General features: G+C 61.4%; 24 protein-coding genes. 10 read left to right on the top strand and 14 right to left on the bottom strand.

All coding sequences use genetic code 11. The features are described 5' to 3' along the window. Positions 1–6: 6 nt before the first annotated feature. On the bottom strand, positions 7–534 hold the full coding sequence (locus NW860_RS00825; protein ID WP_414346831.1) for an adenine phosphoribosyltransferase: 528 nt from the start codon (positions 532–534) through the stop codon (positions 7–9). A 186-nt stretch (positions 535–720) separates the two neighbouring features. Here NW860_RS00825 and NW860_RS00820 point away from each other — a divergent pair, with 186 nt between their 5' ends. After that, a complete protein-coding gene (locus NW860_RS00820; protein WP_414393141.1) occupies positions 721–1,152 on the top strand; it encodes a hypothetical protein in 432 nt (143 codons plus the stop codon). 10 nt (positions 1,153–1,162) lie between these two features. Here NW860_RS00820 and NW860_RS00815 read toward each other — a convergent pair whose 3' ends face one another. Beyond that, positions 1,163–1,996, bottom strand: coding sequence for a DNA adenine methylase (locus NW860_RS00815; RefSeq protein WP_414511929.1), 834 nt, complete (start codon positions 1,994–1,996; stop codon positions 1,163–1,165). 44 nt (positions 1,997–2,040) lie between these two features. After that, entirely contained in the window at positions 2,041–3,891 is a 1,851-nt protein-coding gene (locus NW860_RS00810; RefSeq protein ID WP_414511928.1) for a peptidase M3, read from the bottom strand. 190 nt (positions 3,892–4,081) lie between these two features. Here NW860_RS00810 and NW860_RS00805 point away from each other — a divergent pair, with 190 nt between their 5' ends. Beyond that, the gene (locus NW860_RS00805) at positions 4,082–5,641 is read left to right on the top strand and encodes a YifB family Mg chelatase-like AAA ATPase (RefSeq protein ID WP_414511927.1); all 1,560 of its coding nucleotides are present in this window, start codon (positions 4,082–4,084) and stop codon (positions 5,639–5,641) included. Here the strand turns inward: NW860_RS00805 and recF are convergent. The 3 genes from recF to ffh form a co-directional block, all read right to left on the bottom strand. Then, a complete protein-coding gene (recF, locus tag NW860_RS00800; RefSeq protein ID WP_414511935.1) occupies positions 5,638–6,762 on the bottom strand; it encodes a DNA replication/repair protein RecF in 1,125 nt (374 codons plus the stop codon). The genes NW860_RS00805 and recF overlap by 4 nt on opposite strands. A 226-nt stretch (positions 6,763–6,988) precedes the next feature. Beyond that, positions 6,989–7,441 (bottom strand): tRNA (cytidine(34)-2'-O)-methyltransferase, encoded by a 453-nt coding sequence (locus NW860_RS00795; protein WP_414393134.1) that lies wholly within the window; start codon positions 7,439–7,441, stop codon positions 6,989–6,991. A 9-nt stretch (positions 7,442–7,450) separates the two neighbouring features. Next, on the bottom strand, positions 7,451–8,884 hold the full coding sequence (gene ffh, locus NW860_RS00790; RefSeq protein WP_414511926.1) for a signal recognition particle protein: 1,434 nt from the start codon (positions 8,882–8,884) through the stop codon (positions 7,451–7,453). 161 nt (positions 8,885–9,045) lie between these two features. Between ffh and NW860_RS00785 the strand changes: the two genes are divergently transcribed. The 3 genes from NW860_RS00785 (at position 9,046) to NW860_RS00775 (ending at position 11,877) form a co-directional block, all read left to right on the top strand. Continuing rightward, positions 9,046–10,494, top strand: a complete 1,449-nt coding sequence (locus NW860_RS00785) for a carotenoid oxygenase family protein (RefSeq protein ID WP_414511925.1) — start codon at positions 9,046–9,048, stop codon at positions 10,492–10,494. 154 nt (positions 10,495–10,648) lie between these two features. Next, positions 10,649–11,578, top strand: a complete 930-nt coding sequence (locus tag NW860_RS00780; RefSeq protein ID WP_414511924.1) for a hypothetical protein — start codon at positions 10,649–10,651, stop codon at positions 11,576–11,578. Positions 11,579–11,592: 14 nt separating this feature from the next. Beyond that, a complete protein-coding gene (locus NW860_RS00775; RefSeq protein ID WP_414406240.1) occupies positions 11,593–11,877 on the top strand; it encodes a hypothetical protein in 285 nt (94 codons plus the stop codon). A gap of 120 nt (positions 11,878–11,997) precedes the next feature. Here the strand turns inward: NW860_RS00775 and NW860_RS00770 are convergent, their stop codons facing one another. Further along, a complete protein-coding gene (locus NW860_RS00770; RefSeq protein WP_414511923.1) occupies positions 11,998–16,824 on the bottom strand; it encodes a translocation/assembly module TamB domain-containing protein in 4,827 nt (1,608 codons plus the stop codon). Positions 16,825–17,195: 371 nt separating this feature from the next. On the opposite strand from NW860_RS00770, the gene NW860_RS00765 reads away from it, so the two are divergent. The 5 genes from NW860_RS00765 (at position 17,196) to NW860_RS00745 (ending at position 20,515) form a co-directional block, all read left to right on the top strand. Then, positions 17,196–17,639 (top strand): STAS domain-containing protein, encoded by a 444-nt coding sequence (locus NW860_RS00765; RefSeq protein ID WP_414393124.1) that lies wholly within the window; start codon positions 17,196–17,198, stop codon positions 17,637–17,639. A gap of 20 nt (positions 17,640–17,659) precedes the next feature. Beyond that, positions 17,660–18,409: a precorrin-2 C(20)-methyltransferase gene (locus tag NW860_RS00760; RefSeq protein ID WP_414410586.1), complete on the top strand. Its 750-nt coding sequence runs from the start codon at positions 17,660–17,662 to the stop codon at positions 18,407–18,409. A gap of 646 nt (positions 18,410–19,055) precedes the next feature. Continuing rightward, positions 19,056–19,208, top strand: a complete 153-nt coding sequence (locus tag NW860_RS00755; protein ID WP_414393121.1) for a hypothetical protein — start codon at positions 19,056–19,058, stop codon at positions 19,206–19,208. A gap of 188 nt (positions 19,209–19,396) precedes the next feature. Beyond that, the gene (locus tag NW860_RS00750) at positions 19,397–19,903 is read left to right on the top strand and encodes a GNAT family N-acetyltransferase (protein WP_414410584.1); all 507 of its coding nucleotides are present in this window, start codon (positions 19,397–19,399) and stop codon (positions 19,901–19,903) included. A 42-nt stretch (positions 19,904–19,945) separates the two neighbouring features. Further along, positions 19,946–20,515, top strand: coding sequence for a peroxiredoxin (locus NW860_RS00745; protein ID WP_414393117.1), 570 nt, complete (start codon positions 19,946–19,948; stop codon positions 20,513–20,515). Here the strand turns inward: NW860_RS00745 and NW860_RS00740 are convergent. The 7 genes from NW860_RS00740 to NW860_RS00710 form a co-directional block, all read right to left on the bottom strand. Continuing rightward, positions 20,512–20,697: a hypothetical protein gene (locus tag NW860_RS00740; protein ID WP_414393115.1), complete on the bottom strand. Its 186-nt coding sequence runs from the start codon at positions 20,695–20,697 to the stop codon at positions 20,512–20,514. The two genes, NW860_RS00745 and NW860_RS00740, sit on opposite strands and share 4 nt — an antisense overlap. Before the next feature lie 74 nt (positions 20,698–20,771). Continuing rightward, entirely contained in the window at positions 20,772–21,368 is a 597-nt protein-coding gene (locus tag NW860_RS00735) for a protein-L-isoaspartate(D-aspartate) O-methyltransferase (protein WP_414511934.1), read from the bottom strand. 362 nt (positions 21,369–21,730) lie between these two features. Then, the gene (locus NW860_RS00730; RefSeq protein ID WP_414406236.1) at positions 21,731–23,089 is read right to left on the bottom strand and encodes a gluconeogenesis factor YvcK family protein; all 1,359 of its coding nucleotides are present in this window, start codon (positions 23,087–23,089) and stop codon (positions 21,731–21,733) included. Continuing rightward, positions 23,082–24,083 (bottom strand): RNase adapter RapZ, encoded by a 1,002-nt coding sequence (gene rapZ / locus NW860_RS00725; RefSeq protein ID WP_414511922.1) that lies wholly within the window; start codon positions 24,081–24,083, stop codon positions 23,082–23,084. The genes NW860_RS00730 and rapZ overlap by 8 nt, the downstream gene beginning before the upstream one ends. Before the next feature lie 40 nt (positions 24,084–24,123). Next, complete coding sequence (locus NW860_RS00720) at positions 24,124–25,446, bottom strand: dihydroorotase (protein ID WP_414511921.1); 1,323 nt, start codon at positions 25,444–25,446, stop codon at positions 24,124–24,126. A gap of 121 nt (positions 25,447–25,567) precedes the next feature. Then, the gene (locus tag NW860_RS00715; protein ID WP_414393108.1) at positions 25,568–25,849 is read right to left on the bottom strand and encodes a hypothetical protein; all 282 of its coding nucleotides are present in this window, start codon (positions 25,847–25,849) and stop codon (positions 25,568–25,570) included. Between the two features lie 42 nt (positions 25,850–25,891). Beyond that, positions 25,892–26,002 carry a type IV pilin protein gene (locus tag NW860_RS00710; protein WP_414393106.1) on the bottom strand — a complete coding sequence of 37 codons (111 nt, stop codon included), beginning with the start codon at positions 26,000–26,002 and terminating at the stop codon, positions 25,892–25,894. Between the last annotated feature and the right edge of the window lie 376 nt (positions 26,003–26,378).

Here is a 26,378-nt window from a genome sequence, read left to right as displayed (position 1 = left end):
AATCCCTCAGTTGGAGTCTTCCACCATCAGCACGTGGGTTGGGATTTGTGGAGGAAGAAGCTTGCGGCCCGACAAGAAAGCTAGCTCGATTAGAAAAGCAAACCCGCCTACCTGGGCGCCACTCTGAGCCACCAGTTCAGCCGTGGCGGCGGCTGTACCGCCAGTTGCCAAGACGTCATCGACAATCACCACCCGATTGCCAGGGCGCAGGGCGTGGGCTTGTAGTTGGAGCTCGTCTTGGCCATACTCCAGCGTGTAGGTTTGGCTGAGCACTGGCGGCGGCAGTTTGCCGCGCTTGCGAACGGGGACAAACCCCAAACCCAGGTGTTGGGCCAAGGCAGCCCCCAAAATAAACCCTCGCGACTCAATGCCCACCACGTAATCTAGGGATCCCATGGTGGCAGTGCCGGCGGCCAACTGTTCGATAGCGGCCCGAAAGCCCGCTGGATTCTGCAGCAAGGGGGTTATGTCGCGAAAGAGGATCCCGGGCTTGGGAAAATCGGGCACCAGGCGGACAAGGGGGCGCAGATCCATGAGTTCTCCTGGCTCAGCAGTGGCCAGCTCAAAGGGTGTAGAAGGCCGCTCCCAGCAACCCATCATAGCCGCTCAAAGCCTTAGCGAACGGGTTTCCTTTTGGCCAAGCTGGCAAGGCCGGAGATTATAATTGCAAGGCTAGGGGCCGCGGCTCATTCTTTTTGTTCCTGACCTTGGAGATTTCCCATGCGCTACTACATGGCCATTGACTCCAACCCCCTGGCAAGTTTGCCCCTGGCGCTGTTTGGGGTAGGCAGTGAGTCGGCCTACGTTGACCTGCTCCAGGACAAGCTAGTAGTGCGGGCGGGCAACTTGTTCAACGAAACCTTTTCTCTAGGCGAGCTGGGACGCGGGGAGCGCTTCTCTTGGCCCTGGTTCTACGGCCTGGGCGTGCGCACCGATTTCCAGGGACTGGTTGGCGCGGTAACCAGCACCCAGGGGGTGATTGCCATTCCGCTGCTCCAGGAAAAGATGCTTTTCATTCCCTTGGTAGGTCCCCTGGGGCTGCAAGTACCCTGCAAAAAGCTGGTCTTCAGCCTCCGAGATCCGGATACCTTTTTGGCCAATTTCAACCAGGAGCGCCCCGATGGCGGGCCCAAGAATGTGGTGATCGAGTAGCTAGGGCCGGCTACCTTGACAAGACCAGTACCTCGGTGACGGGACCGCGCTTGCGGCCGTGGCAGTTGATGGCGCGGCTGGCCACGATGGTGTGGATAGGATAGCCCCTGTACAGCTCTCGCACAAAAGGGCAATCTGAGTTGGACAGCAGCACGTGCACGCCTCGGTCGGCCAGGATCCCAAAAACTTCTCGCAAGCGGATCTGCTCCGCTTGGCCAAAGGCGTACTGACTATAGGCGGTAAAGCTGCTGGTTTCTGAAACCGGGTAGTAGGGCGGATCCAAATAGACAAAATCGCCGGGCTGGGCCCGCTCCAACACCTGCTCAAACGACTGCACCAAGATCTTAGCCCGTTGCAGGACACGGCTAGCAGCCCGCAAGTTGTCGGCATCACAAATGCGCGGGTTGCGGTAGCGGCCCAGGGGTACGTTGAACTCGCCGCTGGCGTTTTCCCGGTAAAGCCCGTTGTAGCAAGTTTTGTTGAGGTAAATTAGTCGCGCCGCCCGCTGGACAGGGTCAACTGGCCTGGATGCCCGCAGGGCGTAGTAGTAGTCGCGGCTGTGGTGGGCCTGGTGGTAGGCTAGCAGTGCCACCACCTCCTCCACCCGATCCCTCACACAGCAGTAGGCGTTGACCAAGTCAGCGTTGATGTCGGATAGCACAAAACCCCGCTCAGGGTAAACCTGGGCCAGGTGGAAAAACACCGCCCCGCCACCCAAAAAGGGCTCATGATAAGTGCCCCAGTCGCGGGGGAAGAAGGGCTCGTACTGGCTTAGCAGCCCCCATTTCCCTCCTGCCCACTTGAGGAAGGGGCGGGCTTTGAGGTGCTCCCTCCCCCTCTGCAAGGAGCTCCTTCCGGCTACGCCAAAGGCCAGCTGGCTGCAGCCCCCTAGTCTTGATTCTCTTCCAGCACCTCGATCCAATGCTCCAGTTCCTCCAACCCCTGCAACACCTCCTCCGGCTCGCTCAAGTCCACCTGGAGCAACTGGGCCGATTCTCCCCAAGTCAGGGATCCAGGGGGGCTAGCCAGCCAATTTCGGTAGCGGGGCAAAAAGGTACGCGGAGACAGATGATACTGGCGGTGGCAGGCCAGGGCCACTAGGCTGGCCAGGCTGACCTGAGGGGCGCTGAAGGGTCGCAGAAACAGCTCCGGCATCCCCACCCAGCAGAACTGGTCTTCCGGCAACAGCTCCACCGCATCGCCGCACAGCTCCTGGATCAGCTTTAGCCACTCTTCGCCGACCCAGGAGATAGGGCTGGCCTTGGAGGAAGCTAGTGGAGCGGTGTTCTCCGAGCGATAGAGGAGCAGCTCCAGCCGGGCAATTAGGCTCTGGTAAAACACGGCCTGTAACTGCGCCTCCAGGTGGTGAATCAAGAGGGCCTGGGCCAAGGTAAAGACCTCCAGCCCGCTTGCACGATTTCGAAGAGGGGGTGGTGCCGGTGTACCCCGTGCCGCCCCGAGCAGGTAGTCTAGCAGCACCTGCTGTAAAAACGCGGTATGCACCCGAATTTCCCAGGAGGGCTGGACAGATCCCTGCAGCTCCTCCAGATCCAGCCAAACTCGAGGCCCCTCAGGCCGGAGCCGCCGGCTGAGGGCTTCAAGGGCTTGCAGCAGGGAGGCAAGGGGTTCACTTCCTGGCCATGGTCTCTCTGGCTCGCCAGGGGGTGCCTCCCGTTCGGAGCTGACTTCCAGTAGCCAGGGTTTGGCCTGGGCTGCGCACTCAGGGCAGAACTCTTGCAGGGCGGCCCAGACTAGGGAGGTGGCTTCGGCAGCAGCAAGAGGTGGGACGGGCTCCCCCCAGGGTGCATAGAGGTCGCAGAGGCGAATGGAGCGTCCTATGGCGCGGCTTTTCAGGCGGTAGTAGCGCTGGAACAGGTCGAAGCGATCGTGGATCCCGTCCAGCAGATGTTCCCAAAAGGGCTGGCCAAGGCCGTGGCGAGCCAGGTAAAGGTCGGCAGCAGAATCGTAGCCCCGCCACTGGGCCTCCCAGAGGTGGTCGCGAACCAGGATGCTGAGAATAAACCCTCCCAGCTCCGCATGGGCTTCCAGATGGTGGCACAAGCGCTGGTAGGCCGCCCAGCGAACCTCGGCACTGGGATGGGTTTGCAGGTTCTGGAGGTGGGCAAGGGTGTTAGCTGACTGCTGTTGGGGAGGCAACAGGCCCTGGTCGCCGAGGGAGCTGAGGGTGACTTGCCACAACTGCCGCCAGGCCAAGCGTCCAGCCAGGCGCTGCTGGTGCAGTAAGCGCTCTAGAGGCTCCGCCTGTCGGTGACCCCGCTGGTGGAGGAGGCCACACAGAAACTGACGAAAGGGGCGTAGCCGCGGCTCGACATGGGCAGCAGCTAAAAGGTCCAAGCGCCCATCCTCGGGCGGCAACTCGGCGGCAGAGTCGTCGGGGGAACCAGCCAACAGCGACTGCAGCTCCAGAGAGAAAAACAGCAAGTGGCTTTGCAGGGAGATAGCCCGCTCCAGATCCCGCCAGCTTGGAGCCTGAAGAGAGGTAGCCGGGATCCCTTCCCTGCCCTCCGCAAGCTGAGCCGCCAGAGCTTGCGTTAGCTGCGACAAGACTTGCAGCGCCTTCCCCAGCTCTGGTGGGCTGAGCTGGGCCACCTGCCCCCGGTAGCAGCGGGCAAACTCCTGCACCTGCTCCTCCAGGTCCTTCCAGGCTGGGGCGCCTTCTTGCCCAGAGCTGGAGAAACGCTCAAAAGGGGGTTCAGCAGCAGAAGAGACCACTGGCACCAGCCTCCTAGAGATGGGGGCTTTCCCTCCGTGGCTTGGCGGCTGAGCAGACCCAGTAGCCTCTGATCCCAGCCAACTCTAGAGTCACCGCTTCCCAGGAATAAGCCTGCACAAGCCAATGTACTTCCTCCAGGATAGGTGTCGGGAGACAATCATTCGGTGGAAAAGCTTTCCGGAGGAGGCGACGCCTTTGTTTGCTCAGGTCACTGCTGCTGCTCTCCTGGGACTCAAGGCCGTGCGGGTCACGGTGGAGGTGGATGTGGGCGGTGGCTTGCCCCAGATTATCCTAGTGGGGCTGCCAGACACAGCCGTTCAGGAGGCCAAAGAGCGGGTGCGGGCGGCCATCAAGAACTCCGGCTTTGCCCTGCCGCAGCGGCGGATCATCGTCAACTTGGCTCCCGCCGATCTGCGCAAAGAGGGCCCCAGCTTTGATCTTCCCATCGCCATCGGCATTCTGGCTGCTGCCGGGGTCATCGAGAAAGAAGCGCTGGCCAACACCCTGCTGGTGGGGGAATTGGCCCTGGATGGCACCTTGCGACCCGTGGCCGGAATCCTGCCCATTGCCGCCGGTGCCGCTGAGATGGGGATCCGCCGCCTGGTGGTGCCCCAGGAGAATGGCCCAGAGGGGGCTTTGGTGCAAGGGATCCAGGTGTACGGGCTGCCCTCCTTAGCGGCGGTGGTGAGCTGGCTGCAAAACCCCCAGGGGGTTGAGCCGCTGCGGATCCAGCCGGAGCAGCTGCTAGCAACTGAACCAGAACCTCTGTTGGATTTGGCCGATGTGAAGGGGCAAGAACAGGCCCGACGAGCCTTGGAGATTGCGGCAGCCGGCGGGCACAACCTGCTGCTGGTGGGCAGCCCAGGAGCGGGCAAGACCATGCTGGCGCGTCGTCTGCCCGGCATTTTGCCTCGGCTGCAGTGGGAGGAAATGTTGGAGATCACCCGCATCTATTCAGCAGCCGGCCTGCTGCGGCAAAACCTGCACTTGGGAGGCCAAACCCCCCTGATTACCCAGCGGCCCTTCCGTGCTCCCCACCATTCGGCCTCGGCAGTGGCGCTGGTGGGCGGTGGCCCCTACCCCAAGCCTGGCGAGATCTCCCTGGCTCACCACGGTGTCTTGTACTTGGACGAGCTAACGGAATTCCGCCGCGAGGTTTTGGAGGTGCTGCGCCAGCCCCTGGAAGACGGCAAGGTTACCATCTCCCGCGCCCGCCTTTCCCTGGAGTTTCCCGCCCAAACCACCCTGGTGGCCTCCACCAACCCCTGCCCCTGCGGCTTCTACGGGGATCCTGTTCAGCCCTGCACCTGCACGCCGCAGCAGCGGGAGCGCTATTGGTCGAAGCTCTCCGGCCCCCTGCTAGATCGCATTGATTTGCAGGTGTGGGTCAACCGCCTCAAGCCGGAAGAAATTGTCCGCCTTCAGGGTGGCGAGTCGTCCCAAGCGGTGCGGCAGCGGGTGGAACAGGCGCGGCAGCGTCAACGGCAGCGCTTCCAGGACGAGCCCGGGATCCACTGCAACGCCCAGATGCAGCCCCGCCACCTGCGGCAGTGGTGTGCTCTCTCGGATCCCTGTCGCAAGCTCCTCGAGAGCGCCATCCAAAAGCTGGGCCTCTCTGCCCGGGGGAGCGACCGCATCCTCAAGGTGGCCCGCACCATCGCCGATCTAGAAGGTGCCGAGGCCATTGCCCCTGCCCACATCGCCGAAGCCATTCAGTATCGCAGCCTGGATCGCAGCCGGCCTGCTGTAAGCTAAGGCGAGAGAGAAATTTGCCCCTTGTGCACTTGCAGGATTTGCGCTCCCTTGAGCCAAGCGGCGTCGAAGGAGCCCAGGTGGGTGGTGGTTACCAAAGTTTGCACCCGCTCTTGAATAGCCTCCAAGAGTTGGTTTTGGCGGTGCAGGTCCAGCTCCGCCAGCACGTCGTCCAACAGCAGCAAGGGCGGATCCCCCTTCACCTGCTCGATCAGCTCCAGCTCCGCCAGTTTGAGGGCCAAGACCAAGGTGCGCTGTTGCCCCTGGGATCCGTAGGCGCGGGCAAGCTGTCCGTCGAGGCTCAGCTCCACCTCGTCTCGGTGAGGGCCGACTAGAGAGGTGCCCAGGGCCCGTTCGGCAGCGGCCTTGGCACGGATCTCCGCCAACAACTGGGCTTGAACCCCTTCGGGATTGGCCTGGGGATCCAGCAAAGGCACCTGCGGACGGTAGGCAAGGCTGAGAGTCTCCCGACCACCACTGATGACTTGGTGCCAGTGGGCGGCTAGCGGCCCCAGACGCTGCAACAGCCGGGCGCGGCGGCGCATGATGCGACTGCCACTGGTGGCTAGCTGAGCGTCCCAGAAGGCCATCTGCAAGTCCCTGTCGCTGGCAGCAGCGGGATCCTGTTTTAGGAGGGCATTGCGCTGCTTGAGGATCTGGCGATACTGCTCCACCAGGCCAAGGTAGGCCGGCTCCAGCTGCAGCAACACCCCATCCAACCAGTTGCGCCGCGCCTCTGGCCCCCCTCGCACCAGCTCCAGATCCAGGCTGGAGAAGACCACCGCATTCACTTGCCCTAAGAACTCAGATTGTCGCCGTAGCGCCTGGCCGTTAACCTTCAGGGAGCGTCCCCCTTGGCTGCGTAGCTCCATCACCAGCTCGTGGGCTACCCCTAGCCGCTCCACGGTGGCGGCAATCCGCGCCTTCTCTTCCCCCTGCTGCACCATCTCCCGATCGCGACCGGCCCGCCGCGAGCGCAAGGTGGCCAAGAGCTCCACTGCCTCCAAGAGGTTCGTCTTGCCCTGGGCGTTTTCCCCCACCAGGATGGTCTTGGGTGCCTCGAAGGGGATCCCTTGATCCCGGTAGTTGCGAAAGTGCCACAGATGGAGAAAACATAGGTACACTTGGTGCGCCTTTGGCTTGGGGGAACGGCCCTCGCCAAGGAGGGTTTCCACTTTAACGCATAGCCTAGGACCAGGAGCACCTGGCTTCAGCCAAGGAGGGGCTGACCGAGAAAGCTGGGCTCCTGGACGCAACAGCTGCCAAGTCTAGTCACTAGAGCTGCGTCAGCTAGTGAACCAGGGGTTGGAGCAGGTGCAGCTTGTTGCGGCAGGCGTAGGGCTGTCAAGTTTAGGTGGGAAATCCCTGTTGGCGCAGGGCTTCAAAGAGGGCAATGGCGACTGCATTGCTGAGGTTAAGGCTGCGCACCGGCCCGCTCAAGGGGATGCGCACGCTGGGATAGGTTTCCAAGAACATGGGATCCAAGCCCCGGCTTTCGCTGCCAAACACCAGCCAGTCTCCGGGTTGATAGGCCACCTCGGTGTAAAGGGCCTTGCCGCGCACGCTAAAGCACCAAAATCTTGCCTCGGGGTGGGCTTGCACCAGGGCCTCCCAAGAGGGGTAGCGATGCAGTTGGACGTGCTCCCAGTAGTCTAGCCCCGCCCGCCTGAGGTAGCGATCCGAGAGGCGAAACCCCAAGGGATCCACGAGGTGGAGGGGTGTGCGGGTAGCGGCACAGGTGCGGGCGATGTTGCCCGTGTTGGCCGGGATCTCCGGAGCCACCAAGACGACGTGGAAAGGCATAGGCTCAGCTCACTTGCTGCCAAAGCCGCGGCTGTTGCCCCCCTTTTTGCCCCCCCCTTTGTCTGGCTTGCGGCTGGACTGCGAACGCCCTCGCCATTGGGGGCCACCTACCGGCAGCGGGCCCCGTCCGCCCAGCATGCCCGGAAAGCCGCCCATGCTCATGGAGCGCATCATGTCGCGCATGCGCTGGAAATCGCTCACCAGGCGGCTGACATCCTCCAGCTTGTGGCCAGAGCCCAGGGCTACCCGCCGCTTGCGGCTGACGCTGCGGGCCAGCAGATCCGGGTTGCGCCGCTCCTCTGGCGTCATGGAGTTGATCATGGCCTCCGCCCGGGCTAGTTGCTCTTGGCCTTTTTGCAGCTGCTCGTCGCTAATTTTGCTCATTCCCGGCACTAGCCGCAGCAAGCTGGCTAGAGACCCCATGCGCTTGATGAGGCGCATTTGTTTAAGAAAATCGTTGAAATCGAACTGGGCGGTCATCATCTTTTCTGCCATGGCGGCGGCATCTCCCAGGTCGATTTCCTCCTGGGCTTTTTCCACCAAGCTGAGAATATCCCCCATGCCCAAGATGCGCGAGGCCATGCGATCCGGGTAAAAGGGATCCAAGGCCTCCACCTTTTCGCCAACCCCGATAAACTTAATGGGCTGGCCGGAAACCTGGCGAATGGAAAGAGCTGCCCCGCCGCGGGTATCGCCGTCCAGCTTGGTGAGGATGGCGCCGGTAAGGCCCAGCCGCTCGTGGAAGGCCTGGGTGAGGTTGGCCGCCTCCTGCCCCATCATGGCGTCCACCACCAGCAGGATCTCGTGGGGCTGCACCGCGGCCTTGATCTGCTCCAGCTCTGCCATCATCTCCAGGTCGATCTGGAGGCGACCGGCGGTATCCAAAATAACGTAGTCGTAGCCCTGTCCCCGCGCGGTTGCCACCCCCTGGCGGGCAATCTCGACCGGATCCGCTTTGCCCAGCTCGAAGACGGGGATCTGGATCTGCTGGCCCAGGCTCTTGAGCTGGTCGATGGCCGCTGGACGGTAAATGTCGCCTGCCACCAGCAGCGGCTTTTTGCCTTGCTTGCGCAAATACAAAGCCAGCTTGGCGCAAGTAGTGGTTTTGCCAGATCCCTGCAAGCCAACCATGAGCACGATGGTGGGGGGATGCTCCGCCTGGGCAAGGGGCACGTTGGCTTCCCCCATCACCTTCACCAGCTCGTCGTAGACAATCTTGATAAACTGCTGATCCGGCGTTACCCCCGGGATCACCTCAGCGCCCAGGGCTGCCTGCCGCACCTCCTCGATGAACTGCTTGACCACCTGTAGGTTGACATCGGCCTCCAGCAGGGCGCGCCGCACTTCCCGCAGGGCTTCTTGGATGTTGGTTTCGGTGATCCTGTCCTGGCCGCGCAGCTTTCTCCAGGCCAGTTCCAACTTTTCGGCAAGGACATCAAACATGGGTGCTGTTAGTCAAGGGCTGCTAGGGCATTTCCTACCATAGTCCAGTTGGAGCCGCTCCAGCTTGGGGATCCCGGCCCCAGCGGCTACCTAGGCCGAGGAAGGCTAGCGACTTTACGAAAGTTTAAGCAACAATAGAAGGCGTCGCTTGCAGACTGGCCATGGTCAGCGTTGCTTCTTGCTCCTACAGCATCTCCGACTGGCAGTTGGGCTATCGCTCTTTGCGCCAGGAGTACGACTACTGGGTAACGGAGATCGAGGGGCGGATCCCCAAAAGACTGCAGGGAACCCTCTTTCGCAACGGGCCCGGCAAGCTGGAAGCGGGATCCCAGCGCTATGGCCATCCCTTCGACGGCGACGGCATGGTCTGCGCCATCACCTTTGTGGGAGGGCGGGTGCATTTCCGCAACCGGTTTGTGCGTACGCCAGAGTTTGAAGCAGAGGAGAAGGCGGGTCGAGTCCTTTACCGCGGCGTGTTCGGCACCCAGAAGCCAGGAGGCTGGTGGGCCAATTTTCTCGATTTGCGCTTTAAAAATCCGGCCAATACTAACGTCATCTACCACGGCGGCAAGCTCCTAGCCCTTTGGGAAGCCAGCGCTCCCTACCGCCTAAACCCAGCCACCTTGGCCACCGAGGGGGTCGAGACCTTTGGCGGTGCCCTTGCTCCTAATCAGCCATTTACAGCCCATCCCCGCCGCCATCCAGAAACCGGAGATCTCCTGGCCTTTGGGGTGCGGACGGGCCCCCCTTCTACGCTTCTATTCTACCGCATTGACCCCCAAGGGCGGCTGGCGGAAAAGTGGGACTACCGCCTGCCAGATTTTGCCTTTTTGCACGACTTTGTCTGGACGCCCCGCCACTGGATCTTTTTCCAAAATCCTGTGGCCTTCAACCCCTGGCCCTACATGCTGGGCCTGCAGCCAGCCGGCACTTGCCTGACCCTTAAAAAAGGGGAGCCTACCCGTATCTGGCTATTTCCTCCCAAGGAAAAGCCGCTGCAGCTGGAAACGGAGCCAGGGTTTGTCTTTCACTTTGTCAACGGCTACGAGGTGGGGGAAAAGATCTTGGTCGATGCCGTCGTCTACGAGACCTACCCCGCCCTGGAGCCCGGAGCCGACTACCTGCAGATTGACTTTGCCCAGGTGCCAGCGGGCAAGCTATGGCGGTTTGAGCTGGATCCCAAGGCAGGCAAAGTCAAGCGGGAGCTGCTTCTGGATCGTTCGGTGGAGTTCCCGGCTATCCACCCGGCTTGCGTTGGCCGACCCCACCGCTACCTCTATGTTGGCGCTACCCATGCTCCCGGCCCCAACGCACCCCTGCAGGCCATCCTCAAGCTGGACACCGCAACAGGCCGCAGCGAGCAGTACAGCTTTGCCCCCCGCGGCTTCGTGGGAGAGCCAGTGTTCATCCCCGATCCCGAAAACGCTGCGGAGGAAGCCGGGTGGGTGGTAACAGTGGTCTTTGATGCAGCCAGTCAGCGCTCGCAGGTGGCGATCCTAGAAGCTGCTAACCTAGCAGCCGGCCCAGTGGCCCGGATCCCCTTGCGGCATCACCTTCCCTATGGCCTTCACGGCAGCTTTACCCCCTGCCTCTGGGCTGAGCCGGATTAGAGCCCTGTCCGCGCCAGTAGGCGAGAGGCTATGTGTTAGACTGGGAGTCAGAATTCCCGCGGGGGGTGTCAGAATGGCCTCTGGTCTGGAACCTTCCCTACAGCGTCTAAGCCCAGTCCCAGAGCCAAAGAGCTCCCCTGGACTAGAAGCAGCGGTGGGCGTTGGTACTCTGCCGGTCTCAGAGGGTGGAGTAGCCTCTACCTTCTCCAGCTTAGGTAACGCCGCCACGTCGGGAGAAAAAGCAACGGTGGCAAGACAGCGACCCTGCCTAGAGCCCATCCCTCCCCCAGGGCAAGTGATGCAGTATCGGGCCATTGGCCTCATTGAGGGTCGGTATATTCCTTCGCCAGATCGCTTTACGCGGGGGGTTTTGCGCACCTCGGATGGTCTGGACATCCATGCTGTCCTCCTGGGCCGGGTGATGAGCCTAGTGCGCAAGCACCTAAGGCCGGAGCGCAACTACCTGTGGGTGGTCTATCCCCGCACCCGCGACAAAGGCCAAAATCTCCACGTCCAGCTGATGGGAGTCTGGGCCCCGGAGGAAATGGGGCAAACCCTGCCCGAGGGATCCTGCCCAAGGGTGGTGCCGGACTGGTTTTCCATTCGCGGCGAGGTCGTTTTTCAATCCCAGGAGAGAGGGTTCATCATCGTCAAAATTCGCCGCTCCCACTCTCAGTTGCCCTCCCCTGCTCCTCCTTTGCCAGCCGCTAGCTCCAGCGACCAGCAAGTAGCTAGTCCGGGGGGCCAGCAGCAAGCAGGATCGGCTTTGCCGGCAGCGCCCCAGGCTTTTAAGTTGCGCCTCCTTGGATCCCTGCCAGGCAAAGGAGTAGGTATCTTCTGGGATCTGCAGGCGCGCCGCCGCGGCTCCCAGCTCTACATAGAGTCGGCAACTCCTATTGGCCCTGTGCCCAGAGAGCGGCCACAGCCCCAGGCAAAACGTTCAACTTCCCCTTCCAAACCCAAGAAGAAACCTCCCAGCGCCCCAAGGCGCGCGCAACAACCGCTCCCCAGTCAACCTGGCCTGCCGCTGGATCCCGCCAAGGCAGCCAAACCTCCCAAGCCCACTAAGAAGAAACGTCCATAGTTTCTACCTTCGCCATGACAGAGTCAAACCCTCCTCCCAGAAAAGATGAATTCATCTCCCCCCGCTACCCCTACTGGGGCGAGGTCAAGCCGCAGAACTTGGTTTTTGATGCCAATTTACAAGAATTCAGCCATAAGGTGTCCCTAATTTGTAGCTTAGAGACAGGGGGCAAGATTACCCCAGAAGAAGCCTACCGCCAAATTAAAGAGCTGTGGAAACAACTCAAACAAACCAAAAAAGCTATCCTGGACGAGCCTAAGTGGAACGAGCCTCCTCCCAAGTTGCCAGAAGAAGAGTGAGTTAGGGCTTTGCTCTAGCCCTCCTTCGGGACAGTGCTGCGGAGCAGCTTTGTGGCACCCTGGGCAACCTCGCCAACGAAACAAGCTAGCAACTTAGCACGTCCGTTTCTTCTAGTAGGTTTAAAATCGGGTCTCAAACTCGATGGAAAGGGTGTTGTTGCCCTGGAAGTCGGTGCTGGCGCGGGTGAGGGTTTGGTCGCTGAGGCGGTAGCGGGCGCTGTAGCGGGTGGGCTGCAAGGGATCCGTCAGGTTGCGTTGCACGGAGACGGAAGTGGTCGGCCCCAGATCGCGGGCTACTTCCAGGACCAGGCCCACCGAGGAGCGTCTGGGAGCACGGGTGTCAACTGGGGGAACGGGGCTGAGGCGAACCTCATCCAGGCCAAGGGTGTCCCCCAGCGTTTCCACCACATCGTTGAGTAGGGCCGTTCCCGCCAGCCCGGCCACCCCTGCTTCTGGATTGAGTCGGGCCAAAGCTGTTCCTCCTAGCAGGGCGACGATCTCTTCTGGGGATCTGCTGGGACTGCTAGAAAGCGTCAAAACCCCGTTGCGGGGATCCGCAGCCGCAAGCTGGCTGGCCCGCCCGTTGACGGTGGCCAAGATCTCGATGCTCTGCTGGGATCCCGGCAGGTTGCGGTTAGTGTCGAAGGGAGACAGCTCCTGGGGAAAGCGGTAGACCTCGAAGGCTTGGGTCACCAGACGCAGGTTGAGGAAAGGATCGAAGGGGTTGTCCAGGTCAAAGGTGGCGGTGTTGGGGCGGGAGCGATCCAGGCGAAAGTTGGCAATTGGCAGGCTGACGCGGCCTCGCTCCAGGGCGATAGTGCCCGCCGGGCGGAGATCTGAGGGGGTGCCGAACAGGCGCAAGCTGCCGGTGGCGTTGAATTCAAACAGGTTGGGGCGCTGCACGCGGATCCCGGGCCCTAAGACCAGCTCCAGCCCGTTCAGCCGCAGCTGCCAGAAGGGATCTGCCTGAGTCGAGTCGGCGGGAGCTGCCGCTTGGCGGGGGCTGACCTCGATAATCCCATGGGAGGCCTCTAGACGACCCTCGAGCAAAGGACGCAAGAGCAAGCCTTCCACCAATACGCTGCCTTCCAAGCGGCCGGTGTAGAGATTGGGCAGGTTGAGCTGGATCCCTTGCAGTTGCAACGTTAGGGGTGGCGAGGTTTCGTCCATCTGCAGGGCGCCGCGGGAGTTGACAGGCAAAACCCCTCGAGCCACCAGGGATCCGCCCCCCACCTGTCCCTGTAGCTCCCGCACCTCCAATTGGTTGAGGTTAAAGACAATTTGGCCGGTCAGGTTGGTGATAGGCTCCGGCAGGGCAGCCAGCTTGAGGATCCCGGAGCTGAGGTTGAGGTTTCCCTGCAGGCTAGGCTCTTGCAAAGTGCCGCCGATGGCCAGCTCCAGTTGGCTTTGGCCACCTTCCCAGCGCACCTGGTCGGTGAAGAGGTTGATTAGGCGCAGGCCGTCCTTCTTGGCTTGCAGGGTAAGGTCAATCTGATCCGAGGCAGCCCGCACTTGGGCAAAGGGCAGGGTGTAGGGAACCAGGCCGGAAAGGCGGATTGGCTCGTCGCTGTTGGCTAGGAGAGCACCCTCCAGACGCAGTTGACCCTGGTTGTAGTCAAATTGCCCCTCTACCTCCCGCAGCGGCACCTGGTTGATCCGAGCGTTCACCACCGTCAGGGAGCCGCGGGCCCGGGGATCCCGCAGGTTGCCCGCTAGTTCCACATCCAAGTTGAGATCCCCTTGGAGTTCCAGCCCCTCGGGCAAGAAGCGATCCAGCAAAGCCAGAGGAAACCCCTGAATTTGCAGGGATCCCGACTGCTCCTCCAGACCCAACTTGCCGGTGAAAAGGGCTTGGCGTTCCCCACTGCGCAACAGCAGCGGCTGTAGCACCACCGCCCCCTCGACCAGGCTGCCGGCAGCGGTGAGGCTTTCGACCCTAAACTCCTCTGCTTGCCAATTCCAGCCCTCCAGGTGAAAACTGACGCTAGGCCGGTTGAGACTGCCAACCAAGCTGAGGCTGGCCTGGAATTCTCCTTGCAAGCTGGTGGGTGGCGGGATGCGGGGATCCATGCGGCTGGTCAAGGCCTCCAGGTGGGCGGCCAGGACCTGGGCGTAGTGCTCCAATTGCTGCAGCAGGGGAGAACCGGGCAGGCCAACCGGCTCTGTCTCTAGCACGGCAGCAGGGCCTAGCGGGGGCAATTGCAGGCCGCGGGTGGCGAGGTCTTGCCACTGCCGCCACTTAAAGGCGGAGACAATGTCTTCCAGGCGACCCTGGGGGGTGCGGATCTGCAGGTCAATTTGCGGAACGGGAGCAGCCTGGAAGGAGGCCGTCGGCAGCTCCAAGGTGCCGCTGGCGGTGTAGGTGCTCTTGAACAACTCCAGTTGGGCTTGGGCAATGGTCAGGCAAGAGGGGCTGGAGCCGTCTCCAGGACGGTAAGCGAAATCCACGGAGAGGCCCTGGGCTTCGATCCCCCCTAGCCGCAGATCTGCCACCGCTGCCCGTCCCTGGGTAGCGCCGCTTGCCAGGTCAACGGTCACCTCCCCATCGAGGCTCCCCTGCAGACTGGCCCACGGCCCAGCAGCAACCCCCCCCAGCAAAGCCAGCGGCAAGCGGTTCGCCGCCACCTGAAGCTTACCTTGGTGGCGTTGGCCGCGCAGTTCCGCCTCGCCCAGCTGCAGCTCGAACTGCAAGGGCCGAAACTGGGGATCCAACTGCAGCGCCAGCCGCTCCCGCGTCCCCTTCAGCTCCACTGTCATCCCCTGGCTAGACCCCTGAAAGGGCCCGGCCAAGTCAGCAAAGGCCACCTCTCCCACCCGCAAGCCGCGCACCTTGGCCTCGCCGGCCACCTGCAGGTTGTCCAGAGATCCGCGGAGCCGCCCCGATCCCTGCAGCACTCCTGCCACCCTCGGCGGCAAGCCGGGCACTTTGGCTAGGGGGATCCCGTCAGCGGCAAAGTTGAGATCTAGAGACCCCACCTGCAAGGTCTGCGGATCCGCGAGGATGCGCCCCTCTACTCTGCCCAAGCGGGTGGTGTCGGCCAAGACTTCTGCTGCTTGGATTGCCAAGCCCCCGCCATCCCAGGCCACCTGGCCTCTAATGGAATCAACTAGCCCATTTTCCTCCCCAAGCCGCGACAGGGTCAGGGATCCCTGGGCCCGCAGCGCCGCCAGGAGACCCACCTCCGCCGCCTCCCCTGTGTCCACCTGCGCCGTCAGCTCCCCAGAGACAGATCCCGGCCACTGCGGGTTGAAAAACGCCAGCGGCACAGCCTGAGGAACCACCTGCGCCTGGAGCTGTCCTGCCTCCCACCGCCCCGCTGCCTGGATTCGGCCCTCCCCTACGGCCAACACTGCCTGGGGCACCTCCACCACCCAGCTGTCCCTGCCAGGCAGGATCTGCAGCTGTCCTCTTCCAGCGAGCTCCTCCCCCTGGATTTCCCAAGTGGCCTCCACCTGGGGCTGGGATCCCGCCAGCACCACCTGGGCCTGAGCAGTTACCCGCCCCGCCCAAGGCAGCTTGCCCCTCTGTGGCAGGTTGACGCCGTAGAGGGACAGCACCTGCCCCGCGTCGGCCGCGGTAACCTGCAGATCAAACTGGCCTGCCAAGCCGCCAGCCCACTGCAGTTGGCCGGATCCCTGGAGGCGTCCGCCTGCAGCTTGCAAGTCAATGGCCTCAAAGGCCAAGGTCTGGTCGGCCAAGCGGAAGCCAAAAGCATATTGCGGCACTGGCAGGCGATCCACCCGACCTGGCGAGATCCCTTGCAACTGCCCTTGGATCTGCGGCCCCTCCAGGGGGCCGGTGACCGCCAGGGATCCCGCCACCACCCCTTCTGCCGCCACTGGCAGCTTGAAGTTGAAAGTCTCCTGGATTTGCTGCAGGCTGGCCGGGGCGATGGCGGCTTGCAGATCCAACCCCTTGTCGCTGAAGGCGATGGAGCCGTTGAGATCTTCAAAAGCAAGCTGGCCAAAGCGGCCGCTTATCCCCTCCAGTTCCAGCTCCTCCAGGGTAAAGCGAACAGAGCCCCTCACCTCCTCAAAAGGACGAGGCAACCTCTCCAGCCTCAGCCGCGCCTGCTGAACTTGGGCTTGCCCCGTCAACTCCAAAGGGCGTTTGTGCAAGCGGGACGGCGTCCCTTCTCCTCCCCAAAGGACTTGCAGAGCTAGACTGGCTTCTCCCTCCACCTCCGTCCAGGGCGCTGCCGGCAAGATGCTGGGCAGCAGATCCAAAGGCAGGCGAGCAGCAGCAACCGTCACCGAACCAGAAACCTGGGCAAAATCCGCCACCCCCCGCAACTGCAGAGGGTACCTCCCTCTACCTGCCAGCGGGCGCAGGACCGCCGAAAGCTGGAAACTGGCTCGTCCTCCGGCTTTCTCCCCCGGCAGGGCACTCAGCCTCACCTGCACCTGGCCCTGCAGCCCCTCGAACTGCCGTCGCTCCCCTACTAAGGGGATGGCCGTCAGGGATCCCCCCCGCAAACGGATGTTCAACCCCTGCAAGGGCAGGGATCCCTCCCCTTGAGGCAGTTGAAACTGCACGTCTGCCCAGCCGCGATCCAGCGTTTCCATGAGCAGCAACTGGGGCTGGTTCAGGGTAACATTGAGCACCCACTCGCCGGTTTGTAGCCATGTCCAGAAGTCGGGGCTGAGGTCAATAGAGCCAATGCTGGCCAAGTGTTCAATGAAGCTTTCTCCCAGCCGCACTCCCCAGGGAGCCACAAGCCTCACCTCTCCCAATTCCACCCGCCGGCGCATCGCCTGCGAGAGGGCAGCTTCCACCTGGGGCAGCACTTGATCCTGAAAGTAGACGCCGATTCCCCAGGCAGCGCCAAAGGCGGCAGCCGTCAAGCCCAAACCCAGGCCTGCCCCTATCCTCGCCCAGGTCTTGGAGGAGAGGGGAAAGGGTCGCTGCGGCACTTCACCCTCTTTGTTGCGTCGCTCTTCGCCCAACACCTACCCTCAGGATCCAAAGCACCCCCCTTGAGAAGCCCTCCTTGGGGATAGCCAAAGCTGCCCCCATCCTACCCAAGGACTCCTGGCTTGCCATGAGGGGCCAGAGAGAAGAAATCCCTACTCCCAGCCGCAATCCCCTGCCCATGGACATGGCTTGATCCAGCCCTCTACAATGAGGCCCACGGGTGGTTTGTCTACACCCCCAGCTTGCCGGGGGGATCCCTCTGGCAGGGCAGTGTGAGCTACCACGTAAGTAGGGAGCAGTACGAGGGGCTTACAGTTTTGTCCCCTGGTGTGTTGTATAAGGTTGTATAAGCCTTTTGGAGCAGTCGAGATAAAGGAGAGAAGCCATTCCGGAACCTCTGTCTTTGACAGTTAGCTTGCGTGGTAGCCACGAGGCCCTGGAAGACTGCCAGGTCTTCCACCTGGCCGGCCTTCTGGATGCCTTCTCTGAGCCGGTGTTCGTGAAAGTGGTCACCAGGCACCTAGAAAAGGGATCCCCCAACCTTATCCTGGACTTGACAGGGATCGATTTCATTGACAGCTCCGGCGTCGGTGCCCTGGTGCAACTGGCCAAACTGGTGCAAGAGCGCGGGGGCATCTTCCAGGTAGTGAGCAATCCTCGCATTACCCAAACGGTAAAGCTGGTGCGGCTGGAGAAGTTCTTGTCCCTGCGCAATTCACTCCAGGAAGCTTTGGATTATCTAGCTGCAGAGAGCAAAAGGCGCTCCGAGCAGGCCTCTCCCCCCTCTGAGGCTGGCTCCGAAGCCGCCGGATCTAGCCCGGAGGAGCCCAAGGGCGAAGCTTCCTAGGCCGCTGCTGGGATATTGGAATGGGTCTGGGGACTTTTTGGGGCATCAGCGCTGGCGCCGGGGATCCCGAGTGGCTGACCCTAAAAGCTGTTCGGGTTCTCCAGGCTGTCAACTGGGTGGCCTGTCCCCAAAATGCTGCTGGCCAGCCTGGTTTGGCCTACCAAATCGTGCGTCCTTGGCTGCAACCGGGACAAACGCTCTTGCCCCTGCCTTTGCCCTTTGTTACCCAGCCTGAGCTCCTCCAGGCGGCGTGGGAGGCGGCTGCCGAGCAACTAGCTCCCCTTCTGGAGCAGGGAGAAGATGTGGCCTTTGTCTGCGAAGGGGATGTGGGCCTCTACAGCACCTTTGCCTACCTGGCCCAGGCCCTGCGGCAGCGGCTCCCTGACCTGCCCATCCAGGTCGTACCGGGGGTATGCTCTCCTCTGGCTGCTGCGGCGGCTTTGGGATCCCCTTTGGCCCTCGGCCCCGAGAAATTGGCAATTTTGCCCGCTCTTTTTGCCCTAGCAGAGCTGGAGGAGGCCTGTGCTTGGGCTGAGGTGGTTGTCCTCATGAAGGTGGCTTCCGTCTACCCCCAAGTTTGGCAGTGGCTGGCCGAAAAAGGCTGGCTGCAGCGGGCTAGCCTAGTGGTCTGGGCCGGCTGGCCCCAGCAAGCCCTTTTCCCCACCCTCGACGGATTGGCCGACTACCGCCCCCCCTACTTTTCCCTATTAATCCTGTGGCCTCAGAATCGCAGCTCTCCTCGAGTGGCTGACTTGCCAAAAAGCTCCTAAAAAATGAGCTTTTCTCCAGGAGAAAAAGCAAGAAGATTTGACCGCAGGATCCACAGGTACTACCCGTGAAGAAAGATGGAAATCAAATTGAAGAAGTAACATAAACTGTTAAAAACAGTTGCCAGCCGCTACAGGGGTAGGCGGCCTGGGCTAGATTAGAGGTGTAGTGATTCAGGAAAGGAGGTAGATCCAGCGGAAAGGTAAGACACCGGCTTGCAACTTGCTCAGCCTCAAAACTGCCAGCAAAACAACCTCTCAAGTTGATCCCACGTAAGCTCTCAATTGGCTGTGCTGGCAGGTGTACCAAGCAAGGGGTTGTCTTGCCTAGTGGAGCACCTGGCCTCTCCGACAGGTTTTCCCCCAAGCTAAGGGACATGGGAGTTAAATCAAATAGCGGCTGGGTTTACTGAAGCCAGGCACTGTAGCGTGAGGGGTCGCTTACCTCGTCTGGAGTGGTGAAAAGACAGTAAGTTCTGCTGCTTCTGGAAGCGCCGGCCTGCTATTTCGAGTCTCCAGCAAGAATCAGCGAAGATTGGAGAAGACGTGGAAAACCGGTGCTTCGGTGAGGTTCAGGTGCTCCTCCTGCAGGCTCTAGCGAGCCGAGATTTTTAGTAAAACTTGAGATTTCTTGAGGTGGGGGGTCTCTATGTTTACCTTTCTGTCGAAAATTGCAAGGGCAGTTATTCGCGTGTTCACCCCTGCCAAGTCCGACCTAGTGGAAGTCGGCTACCAGCCCATCACAGATGATATCTATCGCTATCGCGGCAAGCGCTCGGCTCGCTATGCCGGTGAGCTGTAGGACGAGGGGGGAAGGAGAGGGGTTTGCCACGTCCAGGGGTTGAGCTCCTAAGAGGTGGCCAGCGGGTTGGTCTTCGTTTCAGGGCTGTTAAGCTCTGGCTTTGGTGCTGGGGTGGCGGTTCCCGAGCAAGGGCCGCCACTTCGCATTGTTTGCGAAAATGGTAGGGATACGTAAGCGCTCCCTCCACAGTGCCCTCCCTCGTGGTCTATCCCGCCACAGCCGTCGACCTGGATCCTGTGGTGGAGGTTCTTGCCCAGGTCTTTTACCCGCCCCTAGGCCTGCAACGCTGGCTGCACCCCATTCACAAACGGATCATTCGTCAGGATTTACGCCTCAAGCTGGCAGCCAGGGATCCCTACTACTGCTGCTTAGCGGCGGCGGTGGAGTCGAAAGTGGTGGGGACTGCTGAGATCTCGCTGCGGGCGATGGCCCACGGGAAGTATCCCTACCTTTCGAACTTGGCGGTGCTGCCAGAGTGGCGACGGCAGGGAATTGCGCGACAGCTTTTGCTCAGCGCTGAGGAGGTAGTGCAGAAGTGGGGCTATCGCCGGTTACAGCTGCACGTCCTGGAAGATAACTTGCCCGCCCAGCAACTCTACACCCAACTGGGCTACGTGCCCCTCGAGCGCACCCCTCAGCTTTGGCAGTGGCTGGGGATCCCACCCCAGCTTTTGCTCTGCAAGTGGTTGCCGTAAAGTTATGTAAACTAGGAGGGAAAAGGCGAGAGAGGCGTTGCCGTGGACGTTGAGACCGTAAGCAGGAGGGGCTGGGGGGCCGTATTTGTAGCTTTGTTTGCAGCTTTGCTGGTTAGCTTTGGAGGGACTCAGGCTGCCTTTGCCCAGTGGGGCACTACTCCCCTGCCCTCGATTGGGGCCCCAGCGCCAGAGTTTGAACTGCCAGATCAGTCGGGCCAGGTGCGGCGCCTGGCGGATTTTCGCGGCAAGTGGGTTGTGCTCTACTTCTACCCCCGCGACTTCACTGCCGGATGTACGATCGAGGCCCGCCGCTTCCAGCAGGATCTGCCCAAGTTCCAGGCCCTAGGAGCGGAGATTGTGGGCGTAAGCGCCGACTCGGTGGACTCCCACCGCCGTTTTTGCCTAGCAGAGGGGCTGCAGTTTCTTTTGCTGTCGGATCCCCAGGGCACGGTTAGCCGCGCCTACGGCTCGTGGATGGGGGATATGGCCCTGCGCAACACCTTTCTCATTGATCCCGATGGGATCCTGCGGGCTATTTACCCAATCGTCAACCCCTACCGGCACAGCGCCGAGGTCTTGGCCCAACTGCAGGAGCTTACCAAGAAGGGCTAGTCCTGGGGGCCAAAGGTCTGCTCGAACTCTTGCAGCAGCTCGTCAATCTCCTCTAAGGCTTGGTTGACATCGACGCGCAAGTCCCCGAGATCCGGCCTTTCCAAAAGCTTGACCAGGACGGGCCGGCGCTCGCGAATACGTCTGATGCGCTCTTTTAGGGCGGCAATTTCCGCTGGCTCCATAGCTGCAGTGGTTGCCTCAGCTCCTCCAGCTTATCGCTTTCCTAGTCAGATCGCGGCCTTTGCTAACCCCTGCCCTAGACCATGGGCACAAATTGCACGGGGAAAGCTTCCTTTTGCACCACTCCTTCCGGCGTTTTGTGGAGAATGAGCAGGGACTGGGATGCCTTGCTTTCGCCTACCGGTACCACTAGGGTACCTCCCACCGCCAGTTGATCCAGAAGCGCTGTCGGCACGGTTGGGGGTGCGGCTGTAACCACAATGGCGTCGTAGGGGGCGTGTTCCGGCCAGCCCTGGTAGCCATCTCCCTGACGCACCTCCACGTTGCGGTAGCCAAGGGAGGCCAGAGTTTGCTGAGCGCGGGTGGCTAGGGGAGGCAGCCGCTCCACGCTGTACACCTGTCGGGCCAGCTCAGCCAAAATGGCCGCCTGGTAGCCGGAACCAGTGCCGATTTCCAGCACCACCGACTCAGGCGTGAGGCGGGCTGCCTCGGTCATAAAGGCAACGATATAGGGCTGAGAGATCGTCTGGCCGTAGCCGATGGGCAGGGGGCAATCTCTGTAGGCGCGATCCCGCAGCTCGGGGGGAACAAAAAGGTGACGCGGCACCTTGCGCATCGCCTCCAGCACCCGGGGATCCCGGATCCCGCGCTGAAGGATCTGCTCCCTTACCATCCGTTCCCGTTGGTCAGCCCAGGGATCCAAGCCACTCTCGGCACAGGGCTGAGGAAGGCGAACCCCACCCGTCCTGCTAAAGAGGGACGAGAACAACCTTACCATTGGCGCCTAACCTCCAAAGCTAACAGCCTGCCAGGATTTCCCTGGAATGCTGCGCCGTAACTTGGGATCCCTCACCTCGATCCTGGCCCACTTTTAAACCTGCTGCCACAAATTTCTCCCGGAAATTCCATAGCCCCGGTCCTGCAAGGGCCCAGGGTGGCCAAAATCCGTCGGGGTGAGTCGTTGCTAGCGAAGCGGCATCGCCGGGAAGTTTTCCTCCTCCCCCGCATGGAAGAATCTAGGAGCTACAGGAGGGCTTAGCGGTGTCTGTCGAACCAGCGCATCAGCATTGCCGCTAGGCGCTCAGGGTTGTGGCGCACCAAGCCAGTTTCAGGATCCTCTTGCATGACGTTGGCCAGAACGGCCCGGCAGCCCAAGTAGGCCAGTTTATCCGGGTCCAAAACCACAAACTCGGAGCCGTTGCGGCGGTAACGCTCCAGGGTGCGAGGGGAGGGGGGATCCCGTTGCACTAGGACGGCATCGAACAGGCGCAGGCCCGCCACCCGATCCAAGGCCATGACGTGATCCCCAACGGTGTAGCCGTCGGTTTCCCCCGGCTCCGTCATGATGTTGCACACGTAGATGTGGGGCGCCATGTTTCTGGCCAGGGCCTCGACAATTTCAGGGACGAGGAGGTTGGGAATGATGCTGGTGTAGAGGCTGCCCGGCCCCAGCACTACCAACTCTGCTTTCTCAATAGCCTCGATTGCCTCGGGCAAGGCGGGAGGGTTGGGGGGATCGCAGCCAATGCGGCAGATGCGCCCCCTAGCTTTGGTGATGTTGGACTCACCCACGACGCGGCGGCCATCGCTTAACTCGGCCCAGAGGGTGACATCGGCTAGAGTAGCCGGCAGCACCCGTCCCTGAATGGCCAAAACCTGAGAGGTAGCGGTGATGGCCCGGACCAGGTCGCCCCCGGTTACCGCGGTGAGGGCGGTGATGAACAGGTTGCCGAAGCTATGCCCGCTCAGCCCTTCCCCCGCCTGGAAGCGGTACTGGAACAGCTCGGTGAGGAGCTTTTCCTCGTTGGCCAAGGCCGTGAGGCAGTTGCGGATGTCGCCAGGGGGCAACACGCCGATCTCCCGCCGCAGGCGCCCTGAGGAGCCGCCGTCATCGGCCACGGTAACGATGGCGGTGATGTTGGAGCTGTAGTGCTTCAGCCCCCGCAGCAGGTTGGAGAGGCCGGTGCCACCCCCCAGCACCACGATGCGAGGGCCACGGCTTAGCCGCCGATGCGATAGGAGCTTATCCACCAGCGCTTCGTCCCCTTCCGGGATCAGCACATCTTCGATGGAGCGCAGGGCGCTGCGAAAACCTAGCACCGCCATCACCAAGCCAATCCCGGTTACCAAGGGACCACTGATGTTGTTCGGGATCCAGGTGGTGATCCAGCGCAGGGTAATGTCGATTAGCCGCTTCAGGCGAAAGATGGGGGTCAGCTCCGTCCAAATGGCAATGCCCAGCAGCATCAGGAGTACGCCTCCCACGGCCAGGCTCAGCCAGCGTTTGACCGCCAGGCCAGGGAAGAGCCATTTCCAGCCACTTCGCCACCAGGCAGCCTTGCGGCGGCGAGGTCCCCGGATGGGGGACTTGTTGCGGAGCTCAGGTTTACTCATGGGAAAGAACGCCGGCCAAAGGGATCCTAGCCTCTGGCTGCTCCTTGCTGGGGCCAGCAGGCGGTGCTCCAAAGCAGGCTTCCAGATCCCGCTGCGACTCCAGCAAATGGCAGTGCTGGATCTGGAGGTTGAGCTCGGGCAGGCCAGAGCCGTTGGCAGGAAGGGTCCAAGGCTGCAAATCCTGGGCCAAGCGTTCCACCAGGGCCACGGAGCGGTGTTGCCCGCCGGTACAGCCAATGGCGACGGTTAGGTGAGGCCGCCGTTCTGCTCGATAGTGGGGCCACCAGGCCCGGAGGAGGGAAAAGATCTGCTGGTAGGTGGACTGGGTCAGCGGATCAGCAAAGAGAAACTCCTGCAGCAGCCGATCCTGGCCAGTGAGGTGGCGCAGATGGGGCTGAAAGAAAGGGTTGGGCAGAAAGCGCACGTCAAACAGCAGGTTGACCTCAGGAGGAATGCCGTACTTGAAGCCAAAGCTCACTAGCCGCAGGTTGAGAGGTTGGGGGAGCCCCTGCACCAAGGCTTGCAGTTGCTGCCGCAGTTGTTGGCTATTGAGCTCCGAGGTATCCAGCAGGTGGGTGCAGCGCTGCCGGATGGGGGCTAGTTCGCGGATTTCTTGCTCGATGGCTTCCAGCAGGCCGCCACCGGTGTGGTGGGGGTGGGGGCGACGGTGGGCGCTAAGACGCTTGAGCAAGACCGAAGGCCGGGCTTCTAGGAACAGGAAAGGGATCCCCTGGGCTCGCATCCAGGCATCTAGCTCGGGGAGCTGCTCCCGATACTCCTGGGCGTGGAGATTTAAACTCATGGCCAAAGCGGCGTGGTGAGGCCGCATCGCTTCAACCAAGGGGATGACCTGGGCAGGCGGGATCCCTTCCAGGCCGGTGTAGCCCAGTTGCTCGAGTTGCTGAATGGCCAAAGTTTTCCCTGCTCCGGTCAGGCCGGCAAGCACCAGAACGGCTGGGGCTGCAGAGGTTGGTTTTGTCGGCTGATTGTCCATGCAGCCTATTCTAGGGCGAGGGGGGATCTACCTCTACTTGCTAGCGGCAAAATGTCAGAGCCTGGCCGCGCACCGAGGGATCCACCTGGCCGTTTTGAAAGACGATCTGCCCGCCCACAATGGTTAGCAACGGCCAGCCCACCAACTCCCAGCCCTCGAAGGGGCTCCAGCCACATTTGGTCAGCAGCTCTTCCCGTCGCACTGGCTTGGGCGTATGCCGATCCACCAGCACCAGGTCGGCGTCGTAGCCCACCTGCAGCCGCCCCTTGTTGGGGATCCCGTAGAGGCGGGCCGGCGCCTCGCACATCCACTGCACCACCTGGTGTAGGGTACAGCGGCCCTGCTGCGCGGCCGTCAGCATCAGGGGCAAGGCCGTCTCCACCCCAGGCATGCCAGAGGGGGAGTGGGGGTAGGGCTGGGCCTTCTCGGCCAGGGTGTGGGGGGCATGGTCGGTGGCGATGCAGTCCAGAATGCCGTCGTGCAGTCCCTGCCAGAGTTGCTCCAAATTGGCGGGATCCCGCAGCGGCGGGTTCATCTGGGCCAGGGATCCTAGGCGAGCGTAATCGGCAGTGCTCAGCAGCAGGTGTTGGGGGGTGACCTCAGCGCTGACCCAGGCTGGCTTGTGCTGGCGCAGCAGCTCCACCTCCAGGCCAGTGGAGAGGTGCAAAATGTGCAGGCGGTGGCGGTAGCGGGTGGCCAAGTCTAGAGCTCGGCGCGAGGCAATCAAGGCTGCTTCTTCGTCCTGAATGAGGGAGTGAACCGCCACATCCGTACGTCCGGCAAAAAGAGCTCGGCGGGCCTGAATCCGCGCGTGATCCTCAGCGTGGACAGCAATGACCAGGTTGGGATCCGTTTCGGCAAAGATCCTCTCTAGAGCAGCCTGATCATCCACCAGTAGCGGACCATGCATGGATCCCATGAAGATCTTGATGCCGCAGGCTCCTTGCACCCGTTGCAGCTCCTTTAAGTTATCGGCAGTGGCTCCAATGAAAAAGCCGTAGTTGACGACGCACTTGCTGGCAGCCCGCGCCAATTTGTCCTCTAGCGCTCTCTGGTCAATTGTTGGCGGATCTGTATTGGGCATCTCCAAAAAGCTAGTTACCCCACCGCGAGCGCAGGCCCAGGATCCCGTCTGCAGGTCTTCTTTGTGCTCGCGGCCTGGCTCGCGAAAGTGAACCTGGGGATCGATCACCCCCGGCATCAGGGTATGGCCCTCGGCCTCGATGACCCTAGCCACCCCTTCTGTGGAGAGATGTTGGCCAATCTGGGCAATCCGCCCCTCCTGCACCAGCACATCTCCCACCCAGGGATCCCCTTCCGGTACCACCAGCTCGGCATTGCGGATCAGCAGGCTACTGGCCAAAGCTCCGCTTCCCCTTTCACAGGCGCTTTCAAGATAACACCTGTCGAGCAGGTTAAGAACCGGCCAATCGATGGAACAGCTAGTCGGCAGCTCAAGCTCAAGTTGCCCGAGTCTTGTCTTCCTAGCGATAGAGGTTGCAAGAGCTGCGCAGGTCGTAGCCAGAGGCCAAAACCTCTTGCTGGCGATCCCCTAAGCCAAGGTCGCAGCGCAGGAGATCCCCACTAACAGTTGTATGTGTGTGAGACTCAGTCATCCAACGAACGCCGCTTGAGCTGGCAGTGGGAGGAACAACTTCAGGAAGACGATAGTTGGGGGCTTGCCAAGGATCTTGCAAATAGCGATCCCTGTGGATCCCGCCAAATTCAATATCGGCGTAGGCAGGAGGATAAACCATGAAGTCCATTCGGAAAACTTCTGAGGCACCGCCGATAGCTGCTAGAGCTGTCTAGGCTTCTGCAACTCTGGAACGGCGAATGTGGTTAAGAAAATTGGGAATGCTAATAGCAGAGAGAATGCCGACAATTACGATTACCGCCAGCAGCTTGATCAAGGTCATGACGTGCGGAGCTTTAGTTGCTCGACGGCAGAGCATTAGATAGGCTTTATGAAGAGAAAGTCAGCTCATAGCAGCGTCTGCTTCCCCTTTGGAGCGTCAGTATCCAAGTGCAAACGACTCGGGGGCCTTTCTCCCCTATGCAGCTTGATCTCAGGTTGCCCTTTACAGACCTAAAACTTTCCTCGCCTCGTCTAGCAGGACGGAGCCTTTAGGAGCACTCCTTGCCTGTTTCTCCCTTGCTTTGCCTAGAGACCTAGCCGCAGTTGGCAGGAGGTGGCTATGCTGCTCAAGCATTCCTCCTATGATGTTTCCGCATAGTGAGGAGCAAAAAGTAACGCAAGCTACAAAAGTTCCAGGTCAATGTCTCTAGACTGGG

Source organism: Synechococcus sp. F70.1 (assembly GCF_047502745.1).
Classification (GTDB): Bacteria; Cyanobacteriota; Cyanobacteriia; order Thermostichales; family Thermostichaceae; genus Thermostichus.
This window is presented reverse-complemented; position numbering and strand designations above follow the sequence as displayed.

Bases quoted from the DNA above. Each gene is read 5' to 3' on its own strand.
- NW860_RS00825 (WP_414346831.1), bottom strand. From the start codon at position 534: ATGGATCTGCGCCCCCTTGTCCGCCTGGTGCCCGATTTTCCCAAGCCC.
- NW860_RS00820 (WP_414393141.1), top strand. From the start codon at position 721: ATGCGCTACTACATGGCCATTGACTCCAACCCCCTGGCAAGTTTGCCC.
- NW860_RS00795 (WP_414393134.1), bottom strand. From the start codon at position 7,441: ATGCCTTTCCACGTCGTCTTGGTGGCTCCGGAGATCCCGGCCAACACG.
- ffh (WP_414511926.1), bottom strand. From the start codon at position 8,884: ATGTTTGATGTCCTTGCCGAAAAGTTGGAACTGGCCTGGAGAAAGCTG.
- NW860_RS00785 (WP_414511925.1), top strand. From the start codon at position 9,046: ATGGTCAGCGTTGCTTCTTGCTCCTACAGCATCTCCGACTGGCAGTTG.
- NW860_RS00775 (WP_414406240.1), top strand. From the start codon at position 11,593: ATGACAGAGTCAAACCCTCCTCCCAGAAAAGATGAATTCATCTCCCCC.
- NW860_RS00760 (WP_414410586.1), top strand. From the start codon at position 17,660: ATGGGTCTGGGGACTTTTTGGGGCATCAGCGCTGGCGCCGGGGATCCC.
- NW860_RS00755 (WP_414393121.1), top strand. From the start codon at position 19,056: ATGTTTACCTTTCTGTCGAAAATTGCAAGGGCAGTTATTCGCGTGTTC.
- NW860_RS00740 (WP_414393115.1), bottom strand. From the start codon at position 20,697: ATGGAGCCAGCGGAAATTGCCGCCCTAAAAGAGCGCATCAGACGTATT.
- NW860_RS00735 (WP_414511934.1), bottom strand. From the start codon at position 21,368: ATGGTAAGGGAGCAGATCCTTCAGCGCGGGATCCGGGATCCCCGGGTG.
- NW860_RS00730 (WP_414406236.1), bottom strand. From the start codon at position 23,089: ATGAGTAAACCTGAGCTCCGCAACAAGTCCCCCATCCGGGGACCTCGC.
- rapZ (WP_414511922.1), bottom strand. From the start codon at position 24,083: ATGGACAATCAGCCGACAAAACCAACCTCTGCAGCCCCAGCCGTTCTG.
- NW860_RS00715 (WP_414393108.1), bottom strand. From the start codon at position 25,849: ATGGACTTCATGGTTTATCCTCCTGCCTACGCCGATATTGAATTTGGC.
- NW860_RS00710 (WP_414393106.1), bottom strand. From the start codon at position 26,002: ATGACCTTGATCAAGCTGCTGGCGGTAATCGTAATTGTCGGCATTCTC.